The 25,591-nt window shown below is 72.1% G+C and carries 25 protein-coding genes; 5 read left to right on the top strand and 20 right to left on the bottom strand.

Features of this window, described 5'->3' with window-relative positions:
- The first annotated feature begins 47 nt into the window (after window positions 1–47).
- On the top strand, window positions 48–617 hold the full coding sequence (locus JI751_RS07065) for a M23 family metallopeptidase (RefSeq protein ID WP_201935106.1): 570 nt from the start codon (window positions 48–50) through the stop codon (window positions 615–617).
- Here the strand turns inward: JI751_RS07065 and JI751_RS07060 are convergent, their stop codons facing one another.
- The 13 genes from JI751_RS07060 to JI751_RS07000 all read right to left on the bottom strand — a co-directional run bounded on the left by JI751_RS07060 (window position 618) and on the right by JI751_RS07000 (window position 10,979).
- Window positions 618–1,568, bottom strand: coding sequence for a tyrosine recombinase XerC (locus JI751_RS07060; RefSeq protein WP_201935105.1), 951 nt, complete (start codon window positions 1,566–1,568; stop codon window positions 618–620).
- A 28-nt stretch (window positions 1,569–1,596) separates the two neighbouring features.
- Complete coding sequence (gene dprA, locus JI751_RS07055; RefSeq protein WP_307813949.1) at window positions 1,597–2,790, bottom strand: DNA-processing protein DprA; 1,194 nt, start codon at window positions 2,788–2,790, stop codon at window positions 1,597–1,599.
- A complete protein-coding gene (locus JI751_RS07050) occupies window positions 2,787–4,388 on the bottom strand; it encodes a YifB family Mg chelatase-like AAA ATPase (protein WP_201935104.1) in 1,602 nt (533 codons plus the stop codon). Before JI751_RS07050 ends, dprA begins: the two co-directional genes overlap by 4 nt.
- Window positions 4,388–4,789 (bottom strand): YraN family protein, encoded by a 402-nt coding sequence (locus JI751_RS07045; RefSeq protein WP_201935103.1) that lies wholly within the window; start codon window positions 4,787–4,789, stop codon window positions 4,388–4,390. Before JI751_RS07045 ends, JI751_RS07050 begins: the two co-directional genes overlap by 1 nt.
- Before the next feature lie 146 nt (window positions 4,790–4,935).
- Complete coding sequence (locus JI751_RS07040) at window positions 4,936–5,244, bottom strand: DUF2469 domain-containing protein (RefSeq protein WP_056602535.1); 309 nt, start codon at window positions 5,242–5,244, stop codon at window positions 4,936–4,938.
- Window positions 5,241–5,978: a ribonuclease HII gene (locus JI751_RS07035; RefSeq protein WP_201935102.1), complete on the bottom strand. Its 738-nt coding sequence runs from the start codon at window positions 5,976–5,978 to the stop codon at window positions 5,241–5,243. Before JI751_RS07035 ends, JI751_RS07040 begins: the two co-directional genes overlap by 4 nt.
- 11 nt (window positions 5,979–5,989) lie before the next feature.
- Window positions 5,990–6,727, bottom strand: coding sequence for a signal peptidase I (gene lepB, locus JI751_RS07030; RefSeq protein WP_307813945.1), 738 nt, complete (start codon window positions 6,725–6,727; stop codon window positions 5,990–5,992).
- Window positions 6,728–6,832: 105 nt separating this feature from the next.
- Window positions 6,833–7,183 carry a 50S ribosomal protein L19 gene (gene rplS / locus JI751_RS07025; protein WP_201935100.1) on the bottom strand — a complete coding sequence of 117 codons (351 nt, stop codon included), beginning with the start codon at window positions 7,181–7,183 and terminating at the stop codon, window positions 6,833–6,835.
- Between the two features lie 214 nt (window positions 7,184–7,397).
- Window positions 7,398–8,576, bottom strand: a complete 1,179-nt coding sequence (gene trmD, locus JI751_RS21745) for a tRNA (guanosine(37)-N1)-methyltransferase TrmD (RefSeq protein WP_201935099.1) — start codon at window positions 8,574–8,576, stop codon at window positions 7,398–7,400.
- The gene (rimM, locus tag JI751_RS07015; RefSeq protein ID WP_307813942.1) at window positions 8,573–9,139 is read right to left on the bottom strand and encodes a ribosome maturation factor RimM; all 567 of its coding nucleotides are present in this window, start codon (window positions 9,137–9,139) and stop codon (window positions 8,573–8,575) included. The genes trmD and rimM overlap by 4 nt, the downstream gene beginning before the upstream one ends.
- 230 nt (window positions 9,140–9,369) lie before the next feature.
- Entirely contained in the window at window positions 9,370–9,612 is a 243-nt protein-coding gene (locus JI751_RS07010; RefSeq protein ID WP_091196877.1) for an RNA-binding protein, read from the bottom strand.
- Between the two features lie 5 nt (window positions 9,613–9,617).
- Entirely contained in the window at window positions 9,618–10,169 is a 552-nt protein-coding gene (gene rpsP, locus JI751_RS07005) for a 30S ribosomal protein S16 (protein ID WP_201935098.1), read from the bottom strand.
- A 162-nt stretch (window positions 10,170–10,331) separates the two neighbouring features.
- Entirely contained in the window at window positions 10,332–10,979 is a 648-nt protein-coding gene (locus JI751_RS07000) for a GNAT family N-acetyltransferase (protein ID WP_201935097.1), read from the bottom strand.
- A gap of 88 nt (window positions 10,980–11,067) precedes the next feature.
- Between JI751_RS07000 and JI751_RS06995 the strand changes: the two genes are divergently transcribed.
- Window positions 11,068–11,961 carry a VanW family protein gene (locus JI751_RS06995; protein ID WP_307813938.1) on the top strand — a complete coding sequence of 298 codons (894 nt, stop codon included), beginning with the start codon at window positions 11,068–11,070 and terminating at the stop codon, window positions 11,959–11,961.
- Here the strand turns inward: JI751_RS06995 and JI751_RS06990 are convergent.
- Window positions 11,945–13,024, bottom strand: a complete 1,080-nt coding sequence (locus tag JI751_RS06990) for an amidohydrolase family protein (protein WP_201935095.1) — start codon at window positions 13,022–13,024, stop codon at window positions 11,945–11,947. The two genes, JI751_RS06995 and JI751_RS06990, sit on opposite strands and share 17 nt — an antisense overlap.
- Before the next feature lie 168 nt (window positions 13,025–13,192).
- Here JI751_RS06990 and JI751_RS06985 point away from each other — a divergent pair, with 168 nt between their 5' ends.
- Window positions 13,193–13,822 carry a hypothetical protein gene (locus JI751_RS06985; RefSeq protein ID WP_201935092.1) on the top strand — a complete coding sequence of 210 codons (630 nt, stop codon included), beginning with the start codon at window positions 13,193–13,195 and terminating at the stop codon, window positions 13,820–13,822.
- Window positions 13,823–13,897: 75 nt separating this feature from the next.
- Here JI751_RS06985 and JI751_RS06980 read toward each other — a convergent pair whose 3' ends face one another.
- From JI751_RS06980 to JI751_RS06955, 6 genes are all read right to left on the bottom strand, one after another.
- On the bottom strand, window positions 13,898–14,260 hold the full coding sequence (locus JI751_RS06980) for a hypothetical protein (protein ID WP_201935090.1): 363 nt from the start codon (window positions 14,258–14,260) through the stop codon (window positions 13,898–13,900).
- 23 nt (window positions 14,261–14,283) lie between these two features.
- Window positions 14,284–15,513: an aminopeptidase gene (locus JI751_RS06975; RefSeq protein WP_201935088.1), complete on the bottom strand. Its 1,230-nt coding sequence runs from the start codon at window positions 15,511–15,513 to the stop codon at window positions 14,284–14,286.
- A 175-nt stretch (window positions 15,514–15,688) separates the two neighbouring features.
- A complete protein-coding gene (gene ffh, locus JI751_RS06970; protein WP_201935086.1) occupies window positions 15,689–17,266 on the bottom strand; it encodes a signal recognition particle protein in 1,578 nt (525 codons plus the stop codon).
- A gap of 70 nt (window positions 17,267–17,336) precedes the next feature.
- Window positions 17,337–19,559, bottom strand: coding sequence for a [protein-PII] uridylyltransferase (locus JI751_RS06965; protein ID WP_201935085.1), 2,223 nt, complete (start codon window positions 19,557–19,559; stop codon window positions 17,337–17,339).
- 37 nt (window positions 19,560–19,596) lie between these two features.
- Entirely contained in the window at window positions 19,597–19,935 is a 339-nt protein-coding gene (locus JI751_RS06960; RefSeq protein WP_201935084.1) for a P-II family nitrogen regulator, read from the bottom strand.
- The gene (locus JI751_RS06955; protein WP_307813935.1) at window positions 19,932–21,242 is read right to left on the bottom strand and encodes an ammonium transporter; all 1,311 of its coding nucleotides are present in this window, start codon (window positions 21,240–21,242) and stop codon (window positions 19,932–19,934) included. Before JI751_RS06955 ends, JI751_RS06960 begins: the two co-directional genes overlap by 4 nt.
- 218 nt (window positions 21,243–21,460) lie before the next feature.
- Here JI751_RS06955 and JI751_RS06950 point away from each other — a divergent pair, with 218 nt between their 5' ends.
- A complete protein-coding gene (locus JI751_RS06950) occupies window positions 21,461–22,405 on the top strand; it encodes a rhamnan synthesis F family protein (RefSeq protein ID WP_201935083.1) in 945 nt (314 codons plus the stop codon).
- Window positions 22,395–25,370: a glycosyltransferase family protein gene (locus tag JI751_RS06945; protein WP_201935082.1), complete on the top strand. Its 2,976-nt coding sequence runs from the start codon at window positions 22,395–22,397 to the stop codon at window positions 25,368–25,370. The genes JI751_RS06950 and JI751_RS06945 overlap by 11 nt, the downstream gene beginning before the upstream one ends.
- The last annotated feature ends 221 nt before the right edge of the window (window positions 25,371–25,591 follow it).

Here is a 25,591-nt window from a genome sequence, read left to right as displayed (position 1 = left end):
CGCAGGCGTACGTCGCCCGCGCGCCACCGGCGGCCGAGGATCGTGCCGTGCGCGTGCTGCTGATCCTCCTGCTGGCCCTGGTCGTCGGGACCGTCTCCCCCGCTGCGGCGTCCCCGGAGCCCGCCGGCGTCTGGCCGCTGGTCCCCGATCCGGAGGTGGTCCGCGCCTTCGAGCCACCTCCCACGCCCTACGCCTCCGGGCACCGCGGCGTCGACCTGGCCGGTGCGCCCGGGCAGGCCGTCCTCGCCGCGCTCCCCGGCACGGTCGGGTTCGCCGGCTCGATCGGCGGCAAGCCCGTGGTGACCGTGGTGCACGGAGGGCGGCGTACGACCTACGAGCCGGTCGTGGCCTCGGTCGCCGTCGGCGAGGTCGTCGCGGCCGGTCAGGTGCTGGGTCGGCTGACGGTGACCGACAGCCACTGCTTCCCGGCGGCATGCCTGCACTGGGGCCTGATCGAGGGCACCGGGGACGGGCAGGTCTACCTCGATCCGCTCTCGCTGGTCGGCGGTGGACCGGTGCGGCTGCTGCCGCTGTGGCGTGACGAGCCGGTCGGCTCCCGTGCCCCGTGGACGCCGCTGCGCGAGGTCTGGCGGCGGCCCCTCGACTGGCGGGTCTGACTACGCGCGGGGGTGGGCCTGCTGATAGGCCCGGCGCAGCCGGTCGGTGGTGACGTGGGTGTAGAGCTGCGTCGTCGCCAGCGAGGCGTGGCCGAGGAGCTCCTGGACCGATCGGAGGTCGGCGCCGCCCTCGAGCAGGTGGGTGGCCGCGGTGTGGCGCAGGCCGTGGGGCCCGATGTCGGGAGCCCCGGGGACGTCGGCGATCCGCGTGTGGACCAGCTCGCGCACGGCCCGCTGGTCGATCCGTCGACCGCGGACGCCGAGGAAGAGCGCGGCTCCCGACCCCTCGATCCGCAGCGCGGGCCGCCCCGCCGTCAGCCACCGGTCGACGGCGCGACCGGCGGGGGTGCCGTAGGGCACCGAGCGCTCCTTGCGCCCCTTGCCGAACACCCGCACGACGCGGCGCTCGTGGTCGACGTCGTCGATGTCGAGGCCGACCAGCTCGCCCACCCGGATCCCGGTGGCGTAGAGGAGCTCGAGCATCGCCACGTCGCGCAGGCCCGTGGGCGTGCCGTCGTCGGCGAGATCGGCGGCGGACCGGATCAGCGCCTCGGCCTCGTCGGGGCGGAGCACCGGAGGGAGCGTCTTGTGCTTCTTGGGTGACCCCAGGGCGGCGCCGGGGTCGGTCGGCAACCGGCCGGTCCGGTGCAGCCAAGCGGTGAAGACGCGCGCGGCCGTGGCGCGGCGGGCGATCGTCGTACGACTGCGCCCGGTGGTCTGGAGCCGGGCCAGCCAGCTGCGGAGGGTGCGGAGGTCGAGGTCGGTGACCTCGTCGATCCCGAGCCGCGAGCAGTGGTCGAGCAGGCTGGTGACGTCGCCGAGGTAGGCGCGGACCGTGTGCGGGGCGAGGTCGCGCTCGGACACGAGGTGTCGCTCGTAGTCGCCGAGCAGCCGTGCGAAGGCCTCGGTCAGGCCGGGCTCGACCGCCTCGTCCTCGGTGCTCGCGCTCATCCCCGCAGCGTAGGCGGCTCCCGGCCCCTCACACGTCAGGCGCGACCCGCCACCCGTCCTCGGTGAGCAGGACGAACCCCTTGTCCTTCATGCGGCGGAGCGCGCCCTCGGTCGTGCGGAGGTGGAGCCCGCTCCGGAGCGCGATCGAGTCGACCTGGGCGTGCCCGGCCACTGGCACCCACTCGATGACCTGTCGCTCGACCCGCGTGAGCCTGTCGCGCGGCCGCTCCTCGCCCCGCTGCTCCTCGACCAGGTGCTCTCCCGCCCGGCTGATCAGCTCGAGCACCTCCGCGCCGCGGGTGACCACCGTGCCGCGACCCTCGCGCAGGAGGTTGTTGACGCCTTGTGAGGTGGCGCTGGTGACCGGGCCGGGCACGCACATCACGTGGCGGTTGACCGCCTCCGCCCACCCGACGGTGTTGAGCGCACCGCTGCGCATCGCGGCCTCGACGATCACGGTCCCGCTGGTGAGGGCGGCGATCAGCCGGTTGCGGGCCAGGAACCTCAGGCGGGTCGGCGCCGACCCGGGCGGCTGCTCGGACACCAGGGCGAACTCGGACGCGAGGTGCTGGAGCAGGAGACGGTGGTGTGCGGGGTAGAACCGGTCGACGCCGCACGCGAGCACCGCGACCGTCGCCCCGTCGGCGCGCAGCGTGGCGTCGTGCGCGGCGAAGTCGATGCCGAGTGCGCCGCCGGACACCACCGGCACTCCGGCGAGCGCGAGGTCCGCGCAGATGGTCCGGGTCATCTCCACGCCGTAGACCGACGCGGCGCGGGAGCCGACCACGCCGACGGAGGTGTCGAGCTCGACGAGCGGCATCGGCCCCTTGACCCACAGCCCGGGAGGGGTGCCGCCGAAGCCCTCGTGGGTGATCGCCCCGTCGAGGTCGTCGAGCCGGGTCGGCCACTCGGGGTCGCCGGGCACGACGAACCGGATGCCGCACCTCGCGGCCTGGTCGAGCTGCCGGGCGGGGTCGACCTCGGCCAGCCGGGCGGCGAGCTGCTCGGCGACGCCGGTCTCGCTGGTCGCGACCAGCGACTGCTCGAGCGCCCGGACGGGGCCGATCTGCCGCACGAGCGAGGACGTCGTGCCGTCGCCCGGCTCCACACCGCAGCTGAGGACCACTCTGGCGAGGCGATCGGACTCGGGGACCGTCGCGGCGGCCTGCACGGGCCGCGTCGTCGGGCCGGTCGGGACGGACCTCAGGCGTGCCCCGCTCACGACGCCGCCCCCACGACGCGGGCCGGCAGGGTCCGGGCCGCGTTGTCGGAGCGCAGCGCCAACGCGATCTCGGCCTCGCGCCGGCCGGGACGCTCGACACCGGCGCAGTCGGCCACGGTCCACGCCAGTCGTTGCACGCGAGTCATCCCCCGGCGCGTCAGCGAGCCCGTGGCGAGCTCCTGGTCGATCACCTGCTGGCCGTCGCGCTCGAGCGGCCAGCGGTCCGCGAGCACGGGCCCGGGGCAGGAGGAGTTGAGCAGCCAGGCGCAGTAGGCGTAGCGGCGCGCCTGCCGTTGGCGGGCCTCGGCGACGCGGGCCCGCACGTCGGCCGAGGACTCCGGCTGGGGTCCCCACGCGCTCGACCCGCGCCGGCCCTGGGGTCGTACCTCCATCCAGATGTCGACGCGATCGAGGATCGGGCCGGACAGCTTGCGCCGGTAGTGGGCACGCTGCTGCTCGGAGCACTCGCACGCCCCGCCGGTGAGGCCGTGGAAGTTCCCGCAGGGACACGGGTTGGCCGCCAGCACGACGAGGGAGCGCGCGGGGTAGGTCGCGGTCTCCTCGCCCCGCGCGATCGTCACCTCACCGGACTCGAGCGGCTGTCGCATCGCCTCGATCACGTCGGAGCGGAAGTGCGGGAACTCGTCGAGGAAGAGCACGCCGTGGTGAGCGAGGCTCACCTGTCCCGGTCGCACCTTGCCGGTGCCGCCACCGAGCACGCTCGCGGCACTCGCGGAGTGGTGCGGCGCGAACCAGGGAGGGCGCCGCAGCAGCCCCGACCCCTCCGGCAGGACGCCGGTCACGGAGTGCAGCGCGGTGACCTCGAGCGACTGCTCGATCGTGAGGTCGGGCAGGATCGAGGGGATTCGCTCGGCGATCGACGTCTTCCCGGTGCCGCGCGGTCCGACGAGCATGAGCGGGTGGGCGCCCGCCGCGGCGACCTCGACGGCGTAGCGGACGTCCTCGAGCCCGTCGAGGTCGGCCAGGTCGACGTCGTCGAGCCGTCCCTCCCCGCTCCAGGTGCTGAGCGACGTGCCCGACGCCGCGACCACGGGTGGCGCCTCAGGGACCTCCGCACCTCGCAGGACCGCGGACACCTGGGCGAGCGAGCGGACGCCGAACACCGTCATCCCCGGGACGAGTCCCGCCTCGGCCGCCTGCGGCTCGGGGACGAACACCCGCGTGATCCCGTGGGCGGCAGCGGCGATGACCATGGGCAGCACTCCGGGCACCGGACGCAGGCCGCCGGCGACCGAGAGCTCGCCGACGAAGGCCCATCCGTCGAGGAGATCGGGCGTGAGCTCCTCGTGCTTCTTGTCGGCGGCCAGCACGGCGACGGCGATGGCCAGGTCGTAGTGGGTGCCGGTCTTGGGGAGGTCTGCGGGAGACAGCAGGATCGTCACCCGCTTGGTGGCCGGCCAGCGGCCGCAGTCGTTGTTGATGGCCATCCGGACCCGGTCGCGGGCCTCGGACAGGCTCTTGTCGACCCGCCCGACGATCGTGGTGTTGACCAGTCCCGGGGAGACGTCGACCTGGACGTCGATCACGTGGCCGTCGGCGCCCTTGAGCGCCAGGGAGCGGGCCGTCGCGAAGGCCATCAGCCGATCCCCTCGACGTGCTCGACCTCGACGGGCCGACCGGGAGGCGCGAGGACACCGACCATGTCGATGCGGATGTCGTCGGGGTGGCAGTCGTGCGTGCGCAGCCAGCGCGCGCCGAGGCGCCGCAACCGGTCGGCCTTGCGCTGGTCGACCGCCTCGAGCGGGTCGCCGTAGTCGGTCGACGTGCGCGTCTTGACCTCGCAGATCACCAGCACGTGACCGTCACGGAGGACCAGGTCGATCTCGCCCGCCTCGCACCTCCAGTTGCGGTCGAGCAGGACCATCCCGCCCCGGACGAGGTGACGCGCCGCGATCGCCTCGCCGCGCTCGCCGAGCAGGCGGTTGTGGACGGCGAGCGGGTCGGGCGAGAAAGGGGACGCTGCAGCGGATCGAGCCATCGTGGGTGCCTACCGTCTCTGTCAGGTGCGGGAAGGCACCAGCAGACCGCGCGGCACCGACGCCCGGGGACGAGGCGGCGACGACCCTGTGGAGGACGGCCGGACGGGCCCGGTTGTGGACGGTTGGTGGCCCGGAGCGGGACGCGTCAGTCCTTGGGCGGGTCGATCTCCCGCGGTGCGAGCTCCTCGACGTTGACGTCCTTGAAGGTGAGCACCTTGACGTTCTTGGCGAAGCGGGCGGGCCGGTACATGTCCCAGACCCAGGCGTCGGTCATCGAGACCTCGAAGAACACGTCGCCGCTCTCCGAGCGTGCCTTCACGTCGACCTGGTTGCACAGGTAGAAGCGGCGGTCGGTCTCGACGACGTACTTGAAGATGCCGACGACGTCGCGGTACTCGCGATAGAGGGTGAGCTCCATCTCGGTCTCGTACTTCTCGAGATCCTCCGCGCTCATGCGCCCTCCTCCGTCGACTCATCGACGACCCTAGTGGCCGAGCCCTCGACCAGCGGCTCGAGACCCGCGGCGCGTCGTACGTTGACGAAGCGCATCCGGTGCTGCGGGCACGGGCCGTGCTCGACGAGCGCTGCGTCGTGCTCGGCGGTGCAGTAGCCCTTGTGGGTGCGGAAGTCGTAGTGCGGCCACTGCTCGTGCAGCTCGACCATGAGCCGGTCGCGCGTCACCTTGGCGATCACCGAGGCCGCCGCGATGCAGGCGGCGACCCGGTCGCCCTTCCACACCGCGAGCCCGGGGACGCCGAGGCCGTCGACGGGGAACCCGTCGGTGAGGACGTACGACGGACGCGTCCCGAGGCGGGCGACCGCTCGACGCAGCGCCTCGAGGTTGGCGACGTGCATCCCTAGCCGGTCGCACTCCTCGGACTCGATCACGACGACCGACCACGCCAGCGCGCGGCGTACGACCTGGGCGTAGACCCGCTCACGGGCGGCCTCGGTCAGCAGCTTGCTGTCGGCCAGGCCGGGCACGATGCCGGCCCTGCCGGGCGGGAGCACGACGGCCCCGGCGACGAGGGGGCCGGCGCAGGCACCGCGACCGGCCTCGTCCACTCCGGCGATCGGGTCGAGGCCCGCACGGCGCAGGGCTCGCTCGTAGCCGTAGATCCCGGCGTCACGGCGTACGGTCACGCGCTCCGAGCGCGCCGGAGCGGGCAGCGGCGCGGGGGCCGTCATCGTCGGGCCACTCACGGGGACGGGTCCGGCACGTCCTCGAACGGGGCCGGACGGGTGTTCCAGCGGAAGCGGTCGGCGGGCCAGAGCAGCACGAAGACCTTGCCGACGACCAGGTCGACCGGCACGAACTCGTCGCCCGGCACGCACTCGGTCGCGTTGGGCTTGCACATCTTCGCCGAGGAGTCGGCCGACCGGGAGCGGTTGTCCCCCATCACGAAGATGTGTCCCTCGGGGATCGGGCCGACCGTCCAGTCCTCCTTGCAGTCGGTGACCATCGGACCATCGCAGGAACGGTCGCCGCGCCGCACGAAGGCGGTCTCGTCGAGCGCCTTGCCGTTGACCGAGAGCCGCCCCTTGTCGTCGCAGCACACGATCGTGTCGCCGGCGACGCCGATGACGCGCTTCACGAGGTGCCCGCCGGTCGGGTAGAGCCCGATCTTGGCCATGACCTTGGCGACGGGGTTGGAGGGACCAGCGCTCTCGGAGGGCGGCAGCCAGCCGCCCGGGTCCTTGAAGACCACGACGTCGCCGCGCTCGGGCTGGTCGTCGCCCCAGTAGGAGACCTTCTGGATCAGGATCCGGTCGTTGAGGATCAGCCCCGGCTCCATCGACTCCGAGGGGATGTAGAACGCCTGGACGAAGAACGTCTTGATGACGATGGCGAGGACCAGCGCCACCCCGAGCAGCAGGATCGTCTCCTGCCACAGGGGCAGCTGCTTGCGCTTGGAGCGACGCGACGACGCGGTCACGTCGTCCCCCGAACGCGATGACCGCGGTCCCTCGTCCGTGGAGATGGACGAAGAACCGCGGTCATCAGAAGTCACGCGCAGAGACTAACCAGTCCCTGGTCGGGATCACGCCTCGCGGCGCTCCTTGATCTTGGCGGCCTTGCCGCGCAGGTTGCGCAGGTAGTAGAGCTTGGCGCGGCGGACGTCACCGCGGGTCACGACCTCGATCGTCTCGAAGATCGGGGAGTTCAGCGGGAACGTGCGCTCGACGCCGACACCGAAGGAGACCTTGCGGACGGTGAAGGTGCGGCCGATGCCCGAACCGTGGATGCGGATCACGACGCCCTGGAACACCTGGACACGCGAGCGGCTGCCCTCGATGACCTTGACGTGGACCTTGACGGTGTCGCCGGCGCGGAAGGCCGGGACGTCGTCGCGCTTGAGTGAGTTGCCGAGTTCGGCGATGACGTTGGTCATGATGTTGCTCCTCGCGAGTGCCACAGGTCAGACGCGGATCTCAGTGGTGATCTCAGTGGTGATGGAAAGGCTGGTGCTCGGTGCGGCCGTGCCGGCGCGCCCCCTGTGGCAGGTGCGGTACGGCGGACCCCGGGGCGGTGCACCACAGCGTGGATGCGTTCCGGGCGACCCTGGCCCCGAGCGGACCAGTGGAAGAGTCTGCCAGAGGCGGGGGTCAGCGTGAAATTGGTCGCTGAGCTTTCTTCGTCATCACCACCGCGCCCGGCGGCGCCTTCCGGTCCGGTCGCAGCCGGAAGCCGGCCTTCTTGTACATCCGCTGGTTGTCGAGCGACCCCTGCCCCGTGAAGAGGACGTAGGTCTCGACCTCCGGCGGCGCGAGCTCCTGGACGAGCTCGAGCAGCGCCCGGCCGAGGCCACGCCCCTGGAGGTCCGGCGCCACCATGACCCGGCCGATGTCCCACTCGCCGTGCGAGTCGACCTTGCCGCGCACGGCGCCGACCAGCCGGCCGGAGGACGGCTCGCGCACGACCCGGACGACCCACCCCTCCAGCCCCCTTCGTACGTCGTCGAGGGACTCGCGCAGGGCCGGGATCTCCACACCGGGGTTGGCCTCCAGCTCCTGGAGCCAGCAGGCCCGCTGGAGCGTGAAGAGCTCGCCGGCGTCGGCGGGCACGGCGGGGCGTACGTCGAGGTCGGCGAGGCCACCGATCGCGCCGGTCGCCGGGAGGAGGTCGGGACGCCGCTCGGCGGTGCGGCGCGCGGCCTGCTCGCGCCGCCAGCGCGCGATCCGGGCATGGTCCCCGGAGAGGAGAACGTCGGGGACGTCGCGGCCCTGCCACGAGGCGGGCTTGGTGTAGACGGGGTACTCGAGGAGGCCGTCGGCGTGGGATTCCTCGACCAGCGACTCGGCGTTGCCCATGAAGCCGGGCAGCAGGCGGACGACCGCCTCGGTGATCGCGAGCGCGGCGACCTCGCCGCCGTTGAGGACGTAGTCGCCGAGGCTGATCTCGCGGACCGTGCCGATCGTCGCGGCGTGCTCGATCACGCGCTGGTCGATGCCCTCGTAGCGACCGCAGGCGAAGACGAGGTGCTCGTGGCCACTGAGCTCGTGGGCGAGGGCCTGGGTGAAGGGCTCGCCGCTGGGGGTGGTGAAGACGATCGTCGCGCCCTGTGCCACCTCGTCGAGCGCCTGTCCCCACGGCTCGGGCTTCATCACCATCCCGGCTCCGCCACCGTAGGGCGTGTCGTCGACGGTGTGGTGGCGGTCGGTCGTCCAGCGGCGGAGGTCGTGGACGGCGAGGTCGAGCAACCCCTTGTCGCGTGCCTTGCCGGGCAGGCTGAGCTCCAGCGGGGCGAGGTAGTCGGGGAAGATCGTGACGACGTCGATCCTCACGTCTCGTCCTCCGGGAAGGGCGTCACGAGGCCCGGGCGGTCGGCGACGACCAGGCGCCCGGCCGCGAGGTCGACCTCGGGGACGAGGGCGGACACGAACGGCACGAGCGTGTCGCGGCCGTCGCCGGTGCGGACCGTCAGCAGGTCCTGCGCCGAGCCGTGGACGACGGCCGTCACCTCGCCGAGCGCCGTGCCGTCGAGATCGACGACTGCCAGCCCGACGAGCTGGTGGTCGTAGTACTCCTCGGGGTCGTCGGGGACCTCGTCGTGGCCGATCGTCGCGTGGAGGACCGTGCCGCGCACGGCCTCGGCGGCGTTGCGGTCCTCGAGCTCCTCGAAGGTGACCAGCAGCGTGCTCTGGTGCCACCGCGCGCGGGCGACCGTCAGCGAGGTGGGGCGCCGGTCGGCGCCGGCGGGCGCCTCGGCGCGCAGCGTCGTGCCCGGGGCGAAGCGTCGCTCGGGCTCGTCGGTGCGTACGTCGAGCGTGACCTCGCCGCGGATGCCGTGGGGCTTGCCGATCCGGCCGACCACGACCTCGATGTCAGACGGTTGCTCAGCGCTCACGCGGCTCAGCGTAGAGGGACTGGCCCGTGAGTCTCCCAGCGACTCAACGTCCAGCGTGGCGGCCGCTCGACCTTGAGTCTCCCAGCGACTCAACGTCCAGCGTGGCGGCGTACGACATCGACGACGCGCTCGGAGATGTCGTGTGCCGCCACCCTCGCGAGCTGCGACATGCGAACGGGCGCCACCCCGCTGGGGTGGCGCCCGTTCGATCAGGCTGTGCTGCTGAGAGATCAGCGGCGGCGGTCGGTGTCCACGAAATCCACCCGCGCCCCGCCACGGCCGGCGAGGGCCGAGACGACGGTGCGGAAGGCGGTCGCGGTGCGGCCGTTGCGGCCGATCACCTTGCCGAGGTCGTCGGGGTGCACCCGGACCTCGAGGATCGAGCCTCGACGCAGCTGCTTGTCGCGGACCACGACGTCGTCGGGGTGGTCGACGATGCCACGCACCAGGTGCTCGAGAGCCTCGGCCAGCACGTCGCTCACGCCTCGCTCTTGCCGGCGTCCTCTGCGGTCACCGTCTCGGCGGCCTCAGCGGCGTCGGCAGCGCCCTCGGGGGTCTCCGACGCGGGGACCTCGGCCGGGGCCTCGGTCGCGGCGGGAGCCTCGGCGGGAGCGGCCTCGGCGGCCGGCTCCTCGGTCTTCTTCTCGGCCTTCTTCTTGGCGGTCGTCGCGGCGCCCTTGGGCTCGGCGGCGGCCTCCTTGAGGGCCTCGTTGAAGATGTCGAGCTTGGAGCGCTTGGGCTCCTTGACCTTCAGGGTGCCCTCGGTGCCGGGGAGACCCTTGAAGGTCTGCCAGTCACCGGTGACCTTGAGGATGGCCTCGACGGCCTCGGACGGCTGCGCGCCGACGCCGAGCCAGTACTGCGCCCGGTCGGAGGTCACCTCGATGAACGAGGGCTCCTCCTTGGGGTGGTACTTGCCGATCTCCTCGAGCACCTTGCCGTCGCGCTTCTTGCGCGAGTCAACGACGACGATGCGGTACTGCGGCACCCGGATCTTGCCCAGGCGCTTCAAACGAATCTTGACGGCCACGTTTGTGGTGTCTCCTCAGGAATTGTCGTGGTTGAGCGACCCTCGCCAGGTGGGGCACACCGGGTCCGGTCGATCGATGGGCGCTGCGTCGCTCGGATGAGAGGGGCCGGACGCGCAGGACTCGAGGAGAGATTCTGCCAGACAGGTGCCGCGAGCCACCAATCAGCCGAGCCCGATGAACGTGCGCACGGCCTCGGCGCCGGTGACCTCGACCGGCACGTCGCTGCGCACGAGGGACTCGGGGGTGAGCGCCAGGCCCTGGTTGAGCGCGAGCGCGCCCTGGCGCTTGATCCGGTTGACCACCGTGGGCTGGTAGCCGACCTTGCGCGAGACGCCGAGCGAGGCGGGGTTGTCGAGGAACGCCGCGGAGGTGATCTCCTCGAAGCCGAGGTGGTCGAAGAGCAGCTCGCAGAACACCTGACGCATCGCGGTGCCGAGGCCGCGGCCCTGGAACTCGCGCCCGAGCCACGAACCGGTCTCCCCGGTCCGGGTGACCGGGAAGTTCTTCGCCGCGACGCCCTGGCAGCCGATCACCTCACCGTCGAGCAGGACCGCGAGGTCGAGGCAGAAGTCGTCCGGCGTGAAGGTCGAGCGCTTGCCCCAGTGGTACGCCGCCGTGTTGCGGCCCAGCTCGCCGACCGGCGCCGTCGACCACGGGAAGTAGAAGGGCATGGCGTCGGGGGCGTGGATGCCGCGCTCGGCGAGGTCGCACAGCTCGAGCAGGAGCTCGTCGGTCAGCCCGCGCAGCTCCAGGGAGCCCGCCACGACGTGCAGGCCGAAGGGCGGGTAGCGGTCGACGACGGAGCTCATGGAGCCATCCTCAGCGGGCGTCGCACCGCGCCACACATCGGTTTCCGGCGGGACGCAACGAACGGCGTCGCCGGCGCGTCTCCCCATCGTGACCCACGTGCACCCGGTCGACGGGCTGGAGCCGCTCGCGCTGCCGGCCCGCCTCACCGCTCCCCCGCGCCTGACGCAGCGCCACCCCTGGCTGCTGCCCGCCGCGATGGCAGTGCACCGCACCCGACGGCGTACGCAGTGGGTGCGGGACACGTGGTCGGGCCGCATCGTGTGGGCGCGCCGACGCGACGACCACGACCTCCCGGTGCGCCTCAAGCAGCACGGGTCGCTGCTGCTGCGCGAGCTCGACGCGGACCAGATGCACCTCCAGCACAACAAGGTCACCAACCTCCGGCTCGCGGCGTCGCGCGTCGACGGCATCGTGATCGCGCCGGGCGAGACGTTCTCCTTCAACCGGGTCGTGGGCAACTGCACGCGCCGCAAGGAGTACGTCGACGGGATGAAGCTGTCCAACGGGTCGGCGGAGGCGGGCGTCGGCGGCGGGATCTGCCAGCTCGCCAACCTCGTGCACTGGATGGTCCTCCACTCGCCGCTGACCGTGGTCGAGCGCTCGGAGCACTCCTTCGACCCGTTCCCCGACAAGGGCCGGGTGCTGCCGTGGGGCGTGGGCTGCTCGATCGTCTACAACTACGTCGACCTGGTCGTGCGCAACGACACCGACCGTCCGTTCCAGCTCCGCGCCTGGCTGGGCGACCGCTACCTCCACGGCCAGCTGCGCACCGACGTCCGCCCGGGGCACTCGTGGAAGGTCGAGGCGCGCGACGAGCAGTTCCTGCGTCACGACGGGCGGGTCTACCGGCGCAACCAGATCTGGCGTCGCGTCGTCGACCGTCGCACCGGCGACCAGGTCGGCGAGGAGCTGGTCAAGAGCAACTGCGCCCTCGTGGTCTACGAGCCCGGCCCGGACGTCGAGGTCATCGACCTCGACTGACCGCCGCTCCACGCAGCACGACCACCGTCGGCGTACGGAGCACGGAGAGGTCCTCCACCGGGTTGCGGTCGTAGACGACGAAGTCCGCCGACGCGCCCTCCTCGAGCCCGTCGACGCCCAGCCACTCCCGCGCCCGCCAGCTGGCGGCACCCAGCGCGTCGTGGGCGGGCATGCCGATCCGCACGAGGGCCTCGATCTCGCCGGCGATGTTGCCGTGGCGGCTGATGCCGCCGCCGTCCGAGCCGGCGTAGATCGGCACCCCGGCCTCGTAGGCCGCCATGATCGTGGCCGGCATCCGGGCGTAGAGGTCGGTCATCGTCGCGGCGTAGTCCGGGAACTTCTGACCGCCCGCGGCCGCGTGCTCGGGGAACTTGTCGAGCTGCATGACCGTCGGCACGAGGCGCGTGCCGCGCGCGACCATCGCGTCGATCAGGTCCTCGGTGAGGCCGGTGCCGTGCTCGATGCAGTCGATCCCGGCCTCGATCAGGCCGGGCAGCACACCGTTCCCGAAGCAGTGCGCGGTGACCTTCGCGCCCTCGGCGTGGGCGGCCGCGATCGCGTCGGCGAAGGCCTCGGCGGGGAACGACGGCGCGAGGTCGCCCTCCTCACGGGAGATCCAGTCGCCCACGAGCTTGATCCAGCCGTCGCCGTTGCGGGCCTCCCGGGCGGCGTACGTCGCCAGGTCGGCGGGCTCCACCTCGTGGGCGTAGCCGCGGATGTAGCGCTTGGTGGCCGCGATGTGGCGCCCGCAGCGGACCAGCCGCGGCAGGTCGTCGCGCTCGTGGACCCAGCGCGTGTCGGCGGCCGACCCGGCGTCGCGGATCAGCAGCGCTCCCGCGTCGCGGTCGTCGATGGCCTGCTGCTCGGTCGCGTCGCGGTCGACGGCGCCGTCGTCGTCGAGGCCGAGGTGGCAGTGGGCGTCGACCAGACCGGGCACGACCCAGCCCTCGGCGACGGTGTCCGCACCGGCCTGCGGCTCGTAGGTGATCCGGCCGTCGACGACGTACAGGTCCCGGCTCTCACCCTCAGGGAGGACTGGTCCGCGGTATCGCTGCGCTGCCATGGCCCCGACCCTAGGGCGTCCATCCGTGGGGGTGTAGGTGACCTGGGCTAGACCACTTACGTTCAACCGGATGCCCGGGGCGTGAGCCGCCCCGACCTGGGAGGTTCGGCCATCCGACGACACGGCTACAGCCGCGTTGCGACGGGCATCGTCTTAGGGAGGTAAGACATGCAGACGAAGACATCTCGCTTCTCCACGGCGCTCTCCACTGGCGTCCTCGCCCTCGTGATGGCCCTCGGCCTCGCCTCGGTCAGCATCGGGTCCGCGTCCGCGGCAACCCCGGACCGTACGTCCGCACGCTCGGTGGTCGGCAAGTCCGACGCCGGCAAGATCACCAGCACCGTCGTCGGCAAGGCCTCCGACGGTGGCAAGGTCACCGGGTCGTTCACGCCCACCCGCTTCGTCCAGCGTGACGGCGTGCTCTACGCCAAGGGCTTCCTCGAGGGCAAGATCACCCACCCGGACGGCTCGAAGTCGACGTTCTCCGGGATCAAGAAGATGCCGGTCAAGAAGATCAACGGTCAGTCGGCCACCGACGCACGCACCGCCGGCCGGGTGGCCGCGTGCGACATCCTCAACCTCGTGCTCGGCCCGCTGGACCTCAACGTCCTCGGCCTGCAGGTCAGCCTGCAGCGCGTGGTGCTCGACATCGTCGCGGTCGCGGGTGCCGGCCAGCTCCTCGGCAACCTGCTCTGCGCCGTCGCCGGCCTGCTCGACGGCAGCCCGCTCGCCGGTCTGCTGGGTCAGCTGACCAACCTGCTCAACCAGATCCTCGCCGCACTGGGCCTGGGTATCTGAGCGAGCACGAACAGCACGACGCACGACATGGTGGCGCCACCCTCGGGGGTGGCGCCACTGCCGTGTCGGGCCGGGTCAGACGCGGTCGAGCAGCCAGGACGGGCTGAGCACCTGTGCCGGTGAGACGTTGGCGGCGAGCATCCGGTCGGCGGTCACCACCGTCACCAGTGCCCCGCGCTCGGCTGCCCGCTGGGCCTGCGCACGGATCTCGGCGTCGCCGTCGCGTGCGGCGTGCACCGTCGTGACGTGGCTGTCGCGCCCGGCGCGAACGCCGCCCTTGGCCTGCCCCTCGAGCACCAGCACGATCTCGTCGTAGGACGTGTCGGCGACGAGCAGCCGCTCGTGGAGGCGCCGGGCCGCGCCCGCGCGGTCCTTCCACCACCCGTCGGGGACGGATCCGACGACGTTGGCTCCGTCGACGACGAGGACCGAAGGCACCCGAGGAGTGTGTCAGTCCGGTCCTAGTCGGTCAGGACGAACTCGTTGCCGCGGGTCACCGCGACCACCGAGCCGTCGGCGTGGATCCCGTCGATCTGCACCTCGGGGCTGCCGATCACGATGTCGACGTGGGTGTCGGACTGGTTGAGGCCCTCACCGATGCGTTGCTCGGGCGTGAGGTCGAGCGAGCCGTCCATGCCGACCGTGTAGCCCATCCCCCAGGCGACGTGGGACCCGACGTTCTCGTCGAAGAGCATGTCCTTGTAGACGAGGTTGGTGCGCGCGACGGCCGAGTCGGCGTCGACGATCGCGACCTCGCCGAGGTGCCGGGAGCGCGGGATCATCTCGAACTGGGCCTGCACGGCCTCCTCGCCGCGCTCGGCCTTCGCGCCGGTGATCGTGCCGTCGCTGATCTCGATCTCGAGCCCCTCGACGAGCGCGCCCATCGTGTTGAGGAAGAACGGTGCGGAGGTGCGGACGAAGCCCTCGGCACGACGCCAGTCCGGGGAGACGAAGACCTCCTCGGTCGGCATGTTGGGGACGAACTCGATGCCCGCGTCGTTCTCCACCGAGCCGCCGACCCAGCGCGAGCGCTCGGACAGGCCGAGGGTGAGGTCGGTGCCGGGACCCCGGTAGCGGATCTTGTCGAAGCCGTGCGCGTTGAGGATCGCCGCGCGCGCCTTGAGCTTCTCCACGTGGGAGCGCCACGCGGCGATCGGGTCGGCCTGGTCGAGGCGCATCGCGACGGCGACGGCGTCCCACAGCTGGGCGACGTCGGCCACGCCGACGCTGTCGGCCCACCCCTTGGTCGGGGCGCCGACGACCGTCCAGGCGACCTTGTTGGTGGTGACGATCGGCGCGACCTCCTGGATCACGTCGATCGGCACGGACTTCGCCAGGCGGGCCGGGTCGAGGCCCTCCATGAGCGTGGGGTGCGGGTTGCCGGAGAGGCTGATGAGCGCGGGCCTGCTGTCGGCCCAGCCGCGCACCTGGGCGAGCGTGTGCTCGGCCGTCTTGCCGAGCATCTCCACGGGGGCGTGCTCGACCGCGGCCTTCTGGAGGAACGGGTCGTCGTAGTTGACGACCACGCGCGACGCCCCGACGCGATAGGCCTCGGCGGCCACGGCCCGAGCGGCGTCGGCCTGCTCGGGGAGCGCGTTGATGACGACCTCCTGGCCGGGCTGGACGTTCACGCCCACCCGCACCACGAGGGCGGCGTACTTCTCCAGCAACAGGTCGTACGGCTCGCTCAACAGGTTCCCCCTCATCGACGTGGTTGCACACTCAACCAGCAAGGAGCCCCTGCCGGGGCGATTGATACGCGATATTTCGACGCGTTCGTGCGGCTTCGTTCCTCAGCCGTGTCACTTGCTCAATCTGGCCGCCCCCACGCCGGTCACTCGCTGCGCTCGTGAACGGCTGGGTGTCTCACTTCAGGAACTTCGAGAAGTCCTTCGGCAGGTTGAGCTGCTCGGCGGCCTTCTCGTAGTCGACCTCGCCCGCGCCCGGGTCGCCGAACGGGTTGCCGGCCTTCTCCGCGGCCGCGGCCTTCGCAGCCGCCGCCTCCTGCGCGGCCTTGGCCGGGTTGCCGGAGCCCCGCTTGCCCTTGGCCTTCTTGCCCTTGTTCTGGGGAGCCTGCCTGGCGCCCGCGCGCTTGCCGCCGCCCGGCAGGCCAGGCATCCCGGGCATGCCCGGCATCCCGCCGCCCTTGGCCATCGACTCCATCATCTTGCGCGCCTCGAAGAAGCGGTCGACGAGCTGGTTGACGTCGGAGACCTGACGACCCGAGCCCTTCGCGATGCGGGCCCGGCGCGAGCCGTCGATGATCTTCGGGTTCTCCCGCTCGGCGGGCGTCATCGACTGGATGATCGCCTGGAGGCGGTCGATCTCGCGCTCGTCGAAGTTCTCGAGCTGGTCGCGGAACTGGCCCATCCCGGGCAGCATCCCCATGATCTTGGTCATCGAGCCGAGCTTGCGGATCTGCATCATCTGCTGGAGGAAGTCCTCCAGGGTGAAGCCGCCCTTGGTGCCGAGCTTCTCGGCGGCCTTCATGGCCTGCTCGGAGTCGAACGCCTTCTCGGCCTGCTCGATGAGGGTGAGCATGTCGCCCATGTCGAGGATGCGCGAGGCCATCCGGTCGGGGTGGAACAGGTCGAAGTCGGTCATCTTCTCGCCGCTGGAGGCGAACATGACCGGCTTGCCGGTGATCGAGCGGATCGACAGGGCCGCGCCACCGCGGGCGTCGCCGTCGAGCTTGGTGAGCACCACGCCGTCGTAGCCGACGCCGTCGAGGAAGGCCTGGGCGGTCGTGACCGCGTCCTGGCCGATCATCGCGTCGACGACGAAGAGCACCTCGTCGGGCTGCACGGCGTCGCGGATGTCCGCGGCCTGCTGCATGAGGGTCTGGTCGACACCGAGGCGACCGGCGGTGTCGATGATGACGACGTCGTAGAGCTTGCGCTTCGCCTCCTCGATCGAGGCGCGGGCCACGTCGACCGGGTCCCCGGTGCCGTTGCCCGGCTCGGGGGCGAAGACGGGCACGCCGACGCGCTCACCGTTGACCTGGAGCTGCTGGACGGCGTTGGGCCGCTGGAGGTCGGCCGCCACGAGCACCGGCGTCTTGTCCTGCTCCTTGAGCCAGTGCGCGAGCTTGGCGGCCAGGGTCGTCTTGCCGGCGCCCTGGAGCCCGGCGAGCATGATGACGGTCGGGCCGTTCTTGGCGTAGCGCAGCCGGCGGGTCTCGCCGCCGAGGATCGTCACGAGCTCCTCGTGGACGATCTTGATGATCTGCTGGGCCGGGTTGAGGGCACCGCTGACCTCTTCGGAGCGTGCCCGCTCCTTGACCGCACCGACGAACTCCTTGACGACGGGCAGCGCGACGTCCGCCTCGAGCAGCGCGATCCGGATCTCGCGCGCGGTGGCGTCGATGTCGGCCTCGGAGAGCCGGCCCTTGCCCCGCAGGTTCTTGAAGGTGTCGGCAAGGCGGTCGGAGAGTGTGGCGAACACGGTGTGGGTCAGTCCCTCGCATCAGTGGGTGTTACGAGCGCCAAGACTAACGGCCGGACCCGCGTCGGGCTCACCCGCCGAGCGCGGTGCGTACGGCGTGGGCGGCCGCCGCGGCACGCTCCTCGGTCGGCCGGACGCCGCCGTCCTCCTGGACGTAGAAGACGTCGACGGCCTGCGGTCCCAGCGTCGAGACGTGCGCGGACGCGACCGTCAGGCCGAGCCCGGCGAGCGTGGTGAGCACGCGGTGCACGACGCCCGGACGGTCGGAGGTGCGGATCTCGAGCACGAGGGACGTCCGGGAGGCGTCGGGACGGACCTCGACGATCGGCGGCAGCTCGCCCTCGGGCCGCGCGGGCAGGTCGGGCAGCCGCTGGCTCCCCTCGACGACCCGGCGGATCCGGTCGCGCACCTTGGTCGCGTCGAGGTAGGCGTCGGGCACCTCCCACGAGCTGACGCCCCACTCCCCCTCGGCGTCGACCTGGGCCCAGGCGCGGGCCGCGTGCACGGGCACCCGCAGGGCCGCGAGGCCGCCGGCGACGTCGGCGAGCAGCCCGACCCGGTCGGCGGCGATGACCGTGACCGTGGCGCCGACGCCGTGGGGCTCGACCGAGACCGACACGGCCTCCGGGTCACGCCGTACGACGTCCGGGACGGGGACCACCTCCACCGGCGGGACCGGGCTCGCCTCCGCGCCGAGGACGGTGTCGGCCCGCAGCACCAGCCGGTCGACGAGCGAGGCACGCCACGTGGTCCACGCCTGCGGCGAGGTGGCGCGGGCATCGGCCTCGGTGAGCGCGCGGAGCAGGTCGAGGCTGGCGGCGTCGGGGACATGGGTGAGGAGCTCGGTGGTCGTGGCGGGATCGTCGGGATCCCGCGTCGTGGCGAGGTCGGCGAGGAGCAGGTGCCAGCGGACGAGGGAGGCGACCACCTCGGCGTCGAGGTCGGTGAAGCCCATCCGCGCGACGATCTTGCGCGCGACCGGCTCCCCGGCGACGGAGTGGTCGTGCAGCGAGCCCTTGCCGATGTCGTGCAGCAGCGCGGCGACGAGCAGCAGGTCGGGCCGTCGGACCGTGCGGATGAGCGCTCCCGCCTCGGCGCAGGTCTCAACGACGTGCCGGTCGACGGTGAAGCGGTGGATCGCCGAGGCGTGCGGCAGGAGCCGGATCTGCTCCCACTCGGGCAGGAACGTCTCGATCCCGTCGATCTCGTCGAGCGTCTCCCAGATCGGCAGCAGGCCGGGTCCGCTCGCCAGCAGCCGCACGAGCGCGTCACGGGCGCCGGCGGGCCACGGCACCGGCAGCGGGGCGCCCTCGCGGACGAGCCGCGCAGCGGTGGTCGGGGACAGCACCGCGTCCCGCGAGGCGGCCTCGGCGGCCGCGCGCAGGAGGAGCGTGGGATCGTCGCCCGGCTTGGTCCCGGCGTCGAGCACGACCTCGCCGCGGGAGAGGGCGATGCCGGGCGCGATGCGCTCGAGCGCCGGCGTACGCCGTCCCTTCTCGCCGCGCTCCCTCGTGGTCACTGCGTCCGTACGTCGCCACGCCAGGCGCGACAGGTGGGCGATCCGGCGGCCGAGGGAGCGCACGTGGCGCTGCGCGGCCTCGGCGTCCGGGAGGTCGAGGCGCTCGGCCAGCGGCCCCCACATCTCGGGCGCGATCCGGTCGCTCGGCCGGCCGGCGAGCTCCTGCACCTCGTCGCGGACGTCGAGCAGCATCAGCCGCGCCGCCTCGAGCGCGGGCGTGGAGGCGTCGACCAGCCAGCTCGCCTCGATCGCCTTGAGCACGCCCGCGTCGCGCAGGCCGCCCTCGGCCTCCTTCACGTCCGGCACCGAGGCGTGCGCCAGCTCTCCGGTGACGTCGTGCCGCTTGCGGGTCATCGCCTTCAGCTCGGGCAGCCGCGTGCGCGCCTGCCTGCGCCAGTCGGCGAGCATCGTGGTGCGCAACCGCAGCGTCAGCCCGGGGTCCCCCGCGAGGTGGCGCACGTCGAGGAGCCCCAGCGCGACCCGCAGGTCGGCCGCGGCGTCCACGACCTCCCCCATCGAGCGCACCGAGTGGTCGAGCCGGCGCCCGGAGTCCCACAGGGGGTACCAGAGCGCGCTGCCGAGGTCGCCCAGGTCGACGTCGTCCTCGTGGACGAGCACCACGTCGAGGTCGGAGTGGGGTGCGAGCTCGCCGCGCCCGTAGCCGCCGACCGCGACCAGGGCCACCCCGGCGGCGGGCCCTGCGGAGGCGGCGTACGCCTCACGACAGAGCTCGTCGGCCGTGGTGGCCCTGGTCCGGCGCTGGTCAGCGGTCATGCTGGATTCACTGTGCGAGCCCGAGACAGGCGTGCCATCAGAGCGCGGACGCGTCCTGCTCGCCGGTCCGGACCCGGACGACGGTGTCGACCGGGCTGACCCAGACCTTGCCGTCACCGATGCGCCCGGTCTGCGCGGTCTTGACGATGATCCCGACGATGTCGTCGGAGTCGGCGTCGTCGACCACGATCTCGATGCGGATCTTCGGCACGAGCGCGATGTCGTACTCCGCACCGCGGTAGACCTCGGTGTGGCCCTTCTGGCGGCCGTAGCCGCTCACCTCGGAGACCGTCATGCCGGCGACACCGAAGGTCTCGAGCGCCTCGCGGACGTCCTCCCACTTGTGCGGCTTGATGACCGCGGTCACGAGCTTCATGCGCTGGCTCCTTCAGACTTGGCAGGGGCAGAGGCGGGCACGGTCGCGGCGGCGAGGACGCTGCCACCGCCGCTGGAGCCGCTGTGGAGGTCGTACGCCGACTCGCCGTGGGCGGCGAGGTCGATGCCGGCCACCTCGTCCTCCTCGTCGAGGCGGAGACCCATCGTGTACTTGATGGCGAGCGCGATGACGGTGGTGATGACACCGGAGTAGAGCACGGCGACGAGCACGCCGAGTGCCTGGTCGGCGAGCGGGCCGAAGCCGCCGCCGTAGATGAGGCCGTCGATGCCGCCGGCACCGTCGGACGTGGAGAAGACGCCGATGAGCACGGTGCCGATGATGCCACCGACGAGGTGCACGCCGACGACGTCGAGCGAGTCGTCATAGCCGAGCTTGTACTTGAGGCCCACCGCCCAGGCGCAGACGGCACCGGCGATCGCACCGATGGCGACGGCACCGGACAGGTTCACCGCGCCCGTGGCCGGGGTGATGGCGACGAGGCCCGCGACGATGCCGGAGGCGGCGCCGAGGGAGGTGGCCTTCTTGTGGACCAACCGCTCGACGACGAGCCAGCCGAGGATCGCGGCCATCGTGGCGAGGGTGGTGGTGGCGAAGGTGCGGCCGGTCTCGGCGAAGAACTGCTCGTCGTTGTAGCCGTCGCCGAACACGATCGAGCCGACGTTGAAGCCGTACCAGCCCATCCAGAGCAGACCGGCGCCGAGCATGGTGAGGGTCAGGTTGTGCGGGCGCATCTGCTCACGCGGCCAGCCGATGCGCTTGCCGAGGAGCACGACGAGCACGAGGGCCGCGATGCCGGCGTTGATGTGCACCGCGGTGCCGCCGGCGTAGTCCTGCGCGCCGATCCGGCCGCAGATGAGCGAGTCGTCGGTGCAGCTGAACACCATGTGCGCCATCGGGAAGTAGACGAACAGGGCCCACAGAGGGACGAAGACGACCCACGCCGAGAACTTGAGCCGGTCGGCGACGGCGCCGCTGATGAGGGCCGCGGTGATGATCGCGAACGTCATCTGGAACATCACGCCGATGTAGGCGTCGGTGGTGACGCCGTCGAGCCAGAGGAGCTCGAAGGGGTTGGCGAAGAACGTGCCGTCCCCGCCGAAGCCCATCGACCAGCCGACGGCGACGTAGAGGATGCCGACGATGGCAGCCGCGACGTACGACATCATCATCATGTTGAGCACGGACTTCGACCGGGACATGCCGCCGTAGAACAGGGCCAGGGCGGGCACCGTCATCATCAGGACGAAGGCAGTCGCCACCAGCATGAAGGCGTAGTAGCCGTCCACAGAACCTCCAGGGTTCGAGCTTGGTTGACAAGGTGGGGGTGCGGGGCTCCGGTGTCATGACGACGGTGGCATGGCGGGCCCGCGTGATGACCCGAAGCCTGCGACGAGGAGGTTTCACCGGCGCGCGACGGATGTTGCGGGCAGGCAACGGATTCCCGCGTCGTGTTACGGGCATGTGAACTGATCGGGCGACGGTGCCCGCTTGTTAGTGTTCGGCCGTGTCCAGACTGGCCGTGATGGCGCACTTCGACGTGGCTGGGGAGCTGCGTCCGCACGTGCGCGGACAGGTCGAGGCACTGGCCGCCTCGGTCGACACCCTGCTGGTCTGCACGACCGCGACCCTGCAGGACTCGGCCCGCGCCTGGCTGTCCGAGCGGGCGGTCCTCGTCGAGCGGGCCAACTACGGCTACGACTTCTTCTCCTACAAGGTCGGTCTCGACGCCGCCGGGGACCTGACGGCGTACGACGAGGTGGTGGTCTGCAACGACACCTACGTCTTCGCGCTCGACTCCTACGACCCGGTGTTCGACGAGATGGCCACCCGGCCGTGCGACTTCTGGGGGCTGACCGGCGCCGAGCGCGTCGCACCCCACATTCAGTCCTTCTTCATCGCCTTCCGTCCGTGGGTGGTCGCCTCGCGCGCCTTCACGACCTTCTGGGAGGAGATGGAGCCGATCTCCAAGCGGCGGCAGGTGATCCGCCGCTACGAGGTCGGCATGTCGCGTCGGCTCTACGAGGCGGGCTTCACCTCCGACACCTACTTCGTCGAGACACCCGAGGACCAGCGGATCGCCCGCGAGCGGATGCGGTGGTGGGCGGCACACCGCTCCCACTTCCCGCGCACGCGCGCCGAGGTGCGCGAGTGGCGCGAGCGGGCCAACGAGCCGTGGAACCCGGCCCGGAGCCTGGCCGACCGCGTGCTCGACAACGCACGCCTCCCCTACGTCAAGATCGACACCCTGCGCTACGACCCCTACAACCTCGACGCCAAGCGGCTCCTCGAGCTGTGCGAGCGGCGGTTCCCGCAGCGCTTCGAGGGGGTGCGCGAGTTCCTCGACGAGACCGCGCAGTACTACCCGCTGCGCGACACCGAGCGGCTGCTCCCGACGCCGTTGGCCCTCGAACCCCTCTTCCCCCGCGTGAGGTACTCCGATGCGCGGTGAGCGTCGCCGGCCGAGCCAGGTGCGGCTCGACGACGCCGAGATCGTCCTGGTCGAGTCGGGCCTGGTCGACGCCGACTACGTCGGCGCCCAGCTCGGCACGACCTTCGCGTCGGTGCAGGACGCGGCCCGCGCAGCCGTGCTGGCCGGCGACGTGTCGCCGCACCCGCTCTTCGAGGCCCAGTGGATCGGCCGGCGTCGCTCGTGGCAGCGCCTCGGCCAGCACCCCGTCCTCTGGTACGTCTCCGAGCGGCGTCGGCGCAACCGGATCGCGCCGCACCCGCTGGTGGACCCGCGGATCATCTTCGCGGCGCACCCCGAGGCCCGCCACCACCCCTACGGCGCGCTGTCCTACTGGCTGTCGGTGTCGCCTCCCGGGACCGCGCTGCCGACGCGGATCCTGCCGCGCAAGGTCTCGTGGGGCACCTACCGCGCGGCCGCGATCGAGGCGGCCACGGCGTGGCGACGCGAGGTCGTGCTCGACCGGCCCGACCTCGTCGGCCCGACCCCGGCCCTCCCCACCGCCCTGGGCACCTCCCCCGCCGTCACGGTCGTGATGGCGACGCAGGACGCCGGACCGCTCGTGCGCGAGACGCTCGCGTCCCTCCAGGCGCAGTCCTTCGCCGACTGGCACCTCGTCGCCGTCGACCGCGGGTCGCTCGACGACACGGCCGCCGTGCTCCAGGGCATCGCCGCCTTCGACGACCGCATCACCGTGGTCCGCGAGTCGCGCTGCTCGCACGCCCACGCGCTCAACGTGGCGCTCGAGCACGGGACGGCCGAGCACGTCGCCTTCCTCCCCCTCGGGCGCCAGTGGCTGCCCGACATGCTGGGCTCGCTGGTCGCGCACGCCCACCGCTCCGGCTCCTCGGCCGTGCTGGCCGGTGCCGGCGCCGTCGGCCGCGACCGGGCCGAGCTGCTCGCCGGACGACCGGTCGACCTGGCGACCGCCCTGCTGCGGCGGGCCGCCATCAAGGACGTCGGCGGCTTCGACGAGGGGCTCGGCGGGTCGGTCGAGCGCGACATCATGCTGCGGCTCTCCCGCGACCACGACCCGCTCCCCGTCGACGTACCCGTCCTCAAGCGGCCCGACCCCGGCCTGCCCGACCTCGGTGACGACTGGGACTCGGTCGTCCTCGAGCGCCAGCTCGTCGACTGGGACGCCGCCGTGCGCGAGCGGTCCGACGACCTCGTCACCGCGGTCATGCCCGTCGGGCCCGAGCCGCGGCGCACCGTCGAGTGGCTAGGCTCGGTGCCCCGTGAGGGGGTCGAGCTGATCCTCGTCGGCGTACGCCTGCGGCGCGCGCACCACGTGCTCGCTGCCTCCATCGCCGCGATCATCTCCGGCGCGCGCTTCGTGTCGGTGCCGACGCCGGTGTCGATGTCGGCGGCCACCAACATCGGCGTCTCGCAGGCCGCGGGCAGCACGATCCTGCTGGTCCGTCCCGAGGCGATGCCGCCTCGCCAGCCGATCGCCGGCCGGCTCGCCGAGGTCGTCCGCGAGCCGGGCGTGGCCCTCGCCCAGCCACTGATCGTCGACCTCGACGGTGTCGTCCTCAGCGCCGGCGCCCGCTTCACCGAGGTCAACCCCCACCCCGAGCTCTTCCTCGCCGGGCTGCCGACCAGCGACGCCGTCCGCATCGGGCAGTGCACGGTCGCCGCACCGGCCGCTCCCCTCGTCGCGCTGCGCACCGAGGACGCCGTCGCCCTGCGCGGGCTCGACCCGCGCTTCCGGTCGGTGCTCGCGGAGACCGACCTCGGCCTGCGGGCGCAGCACGCGGGGCTGGGCGGCTCGGTCGTCGTGCCCGAGACCGTGATCACCTCGCGCACGGCGTACGCCCTGCCCGACGAGCTCATCGGCGCTATGTCCTCACTGAGCCGCAGCCCCGCCGCGGCCGGCCCCGACCGGGCGCCCGAGCTGCTGGCCCGGGCCGGCCTCGAGGTCACCGACGAGCGCAACCGCCGGATCACGGCGGACCCGGAGGACCCGGCCGCACCGTCGGCGCTGGTGCCGGAGCTCGTCGTGCGGCCCATCCAGGGCATCCACGAGACGCCGCCGCGACTCCGATGGGCGATCGACATCGCCGCACCCGCCGCGCAGCGCGGCGACCGGTGGGGCGACACCTACTTCGCCCGCTCGCTCGCCGACGCGCTCGAACGACGCGGGCAGCACGTCGCCATCGACCGGCGCGATGCGCGTGGTCGCGACTCACGCGACCACGACGACGTGCTCCTCGTGCTGCGCGGGCTCGACCGGGTCGCTCCGCGGCCCGGGCTGCTCAACGTCGAGTGGATCATCAGCCACCCCGACATGATCGCGCCCGACGAGGTCGCTGGTTTCGACCACGTGTACGCCGCCAGCACGAGCTGGGCCGAGCGGATGACCCGCGAGTGGGGCACCACGATCGAGCCGCTGCTCCAGTGCACCGACACCCGGTGGTTCCACCCCGACCGGGCCGAGCCCGACACCGGTCCGGCACTGCTGTTCGTCGGCAACTCCCGCGGCGTCTACCGCTACGCCGTACGCAGCGCGCTGGCCATCGGCGCCGACCTCACCCTCCACGGCAACGACTGGACCGAGTTCGTCGAGCGCGAGCAGATCGCGTCCGGCGGCGTCGACAACCGCGAGGTCGGCGTGCTCTACGCCTCCGCCGGCATCGTCCTCAACGACCACCACCTCGACATGCGCCGCGACAGCTTCGCGTCCAACCGGCTCTTCGACGCCGCCGCCTGCGGTGCGCGCATCCTCAGCGACCGGATCGACGGCCTCGAGATCTTCGGCGGCCTCGTCCTGCCCTTCGACAACGAGCACGAGCTCGCCCGCCTGGTCCAGCCGCCCTACGACGCGTTCCCCGACGACGCAGCCCGCCGTGCCATCGCCGAGCGGGTGATGGCCGAGCACAGCTTCGACAAGCGCGCCGAGACCCTCGTCGACGACGCCGTACGCCGGATCCTCGCCCGCTCCTGATCCCGAGTCGGCGCATCTGTTCGCCGGGTCAGAACCGAGTCGGCGCATCTGCTCGCTGGAACACCGCCGAGTCGGCGCCTTTGTTCGCCGCTGCGCGCACAAACGCGACGGCTCGATGCGATCTACGCGTACACATGCGCCGACTCGGCACGTTCTACGCGTACACATGCGCCGACTCGGCACGTTCTACGCGCACACATGCGCCCACTCGGCACGTTCTA

Source organism: Nocardioides baculatus, from assembly GCF_016735675.1.
In the GTDB taxonomy this organism is placed as follows: Bacteria; Actinomycetota; Actinomycetes; order Propionibacteriales; family Nocardioidaceae; genus Nocardioides; species Nocardioides baculatus.
The sequence above is the reverse complement of the archived record's forward strand: the minus strand, read 5'-3'. Positions and strand labels throughout refer to the sequence as shown.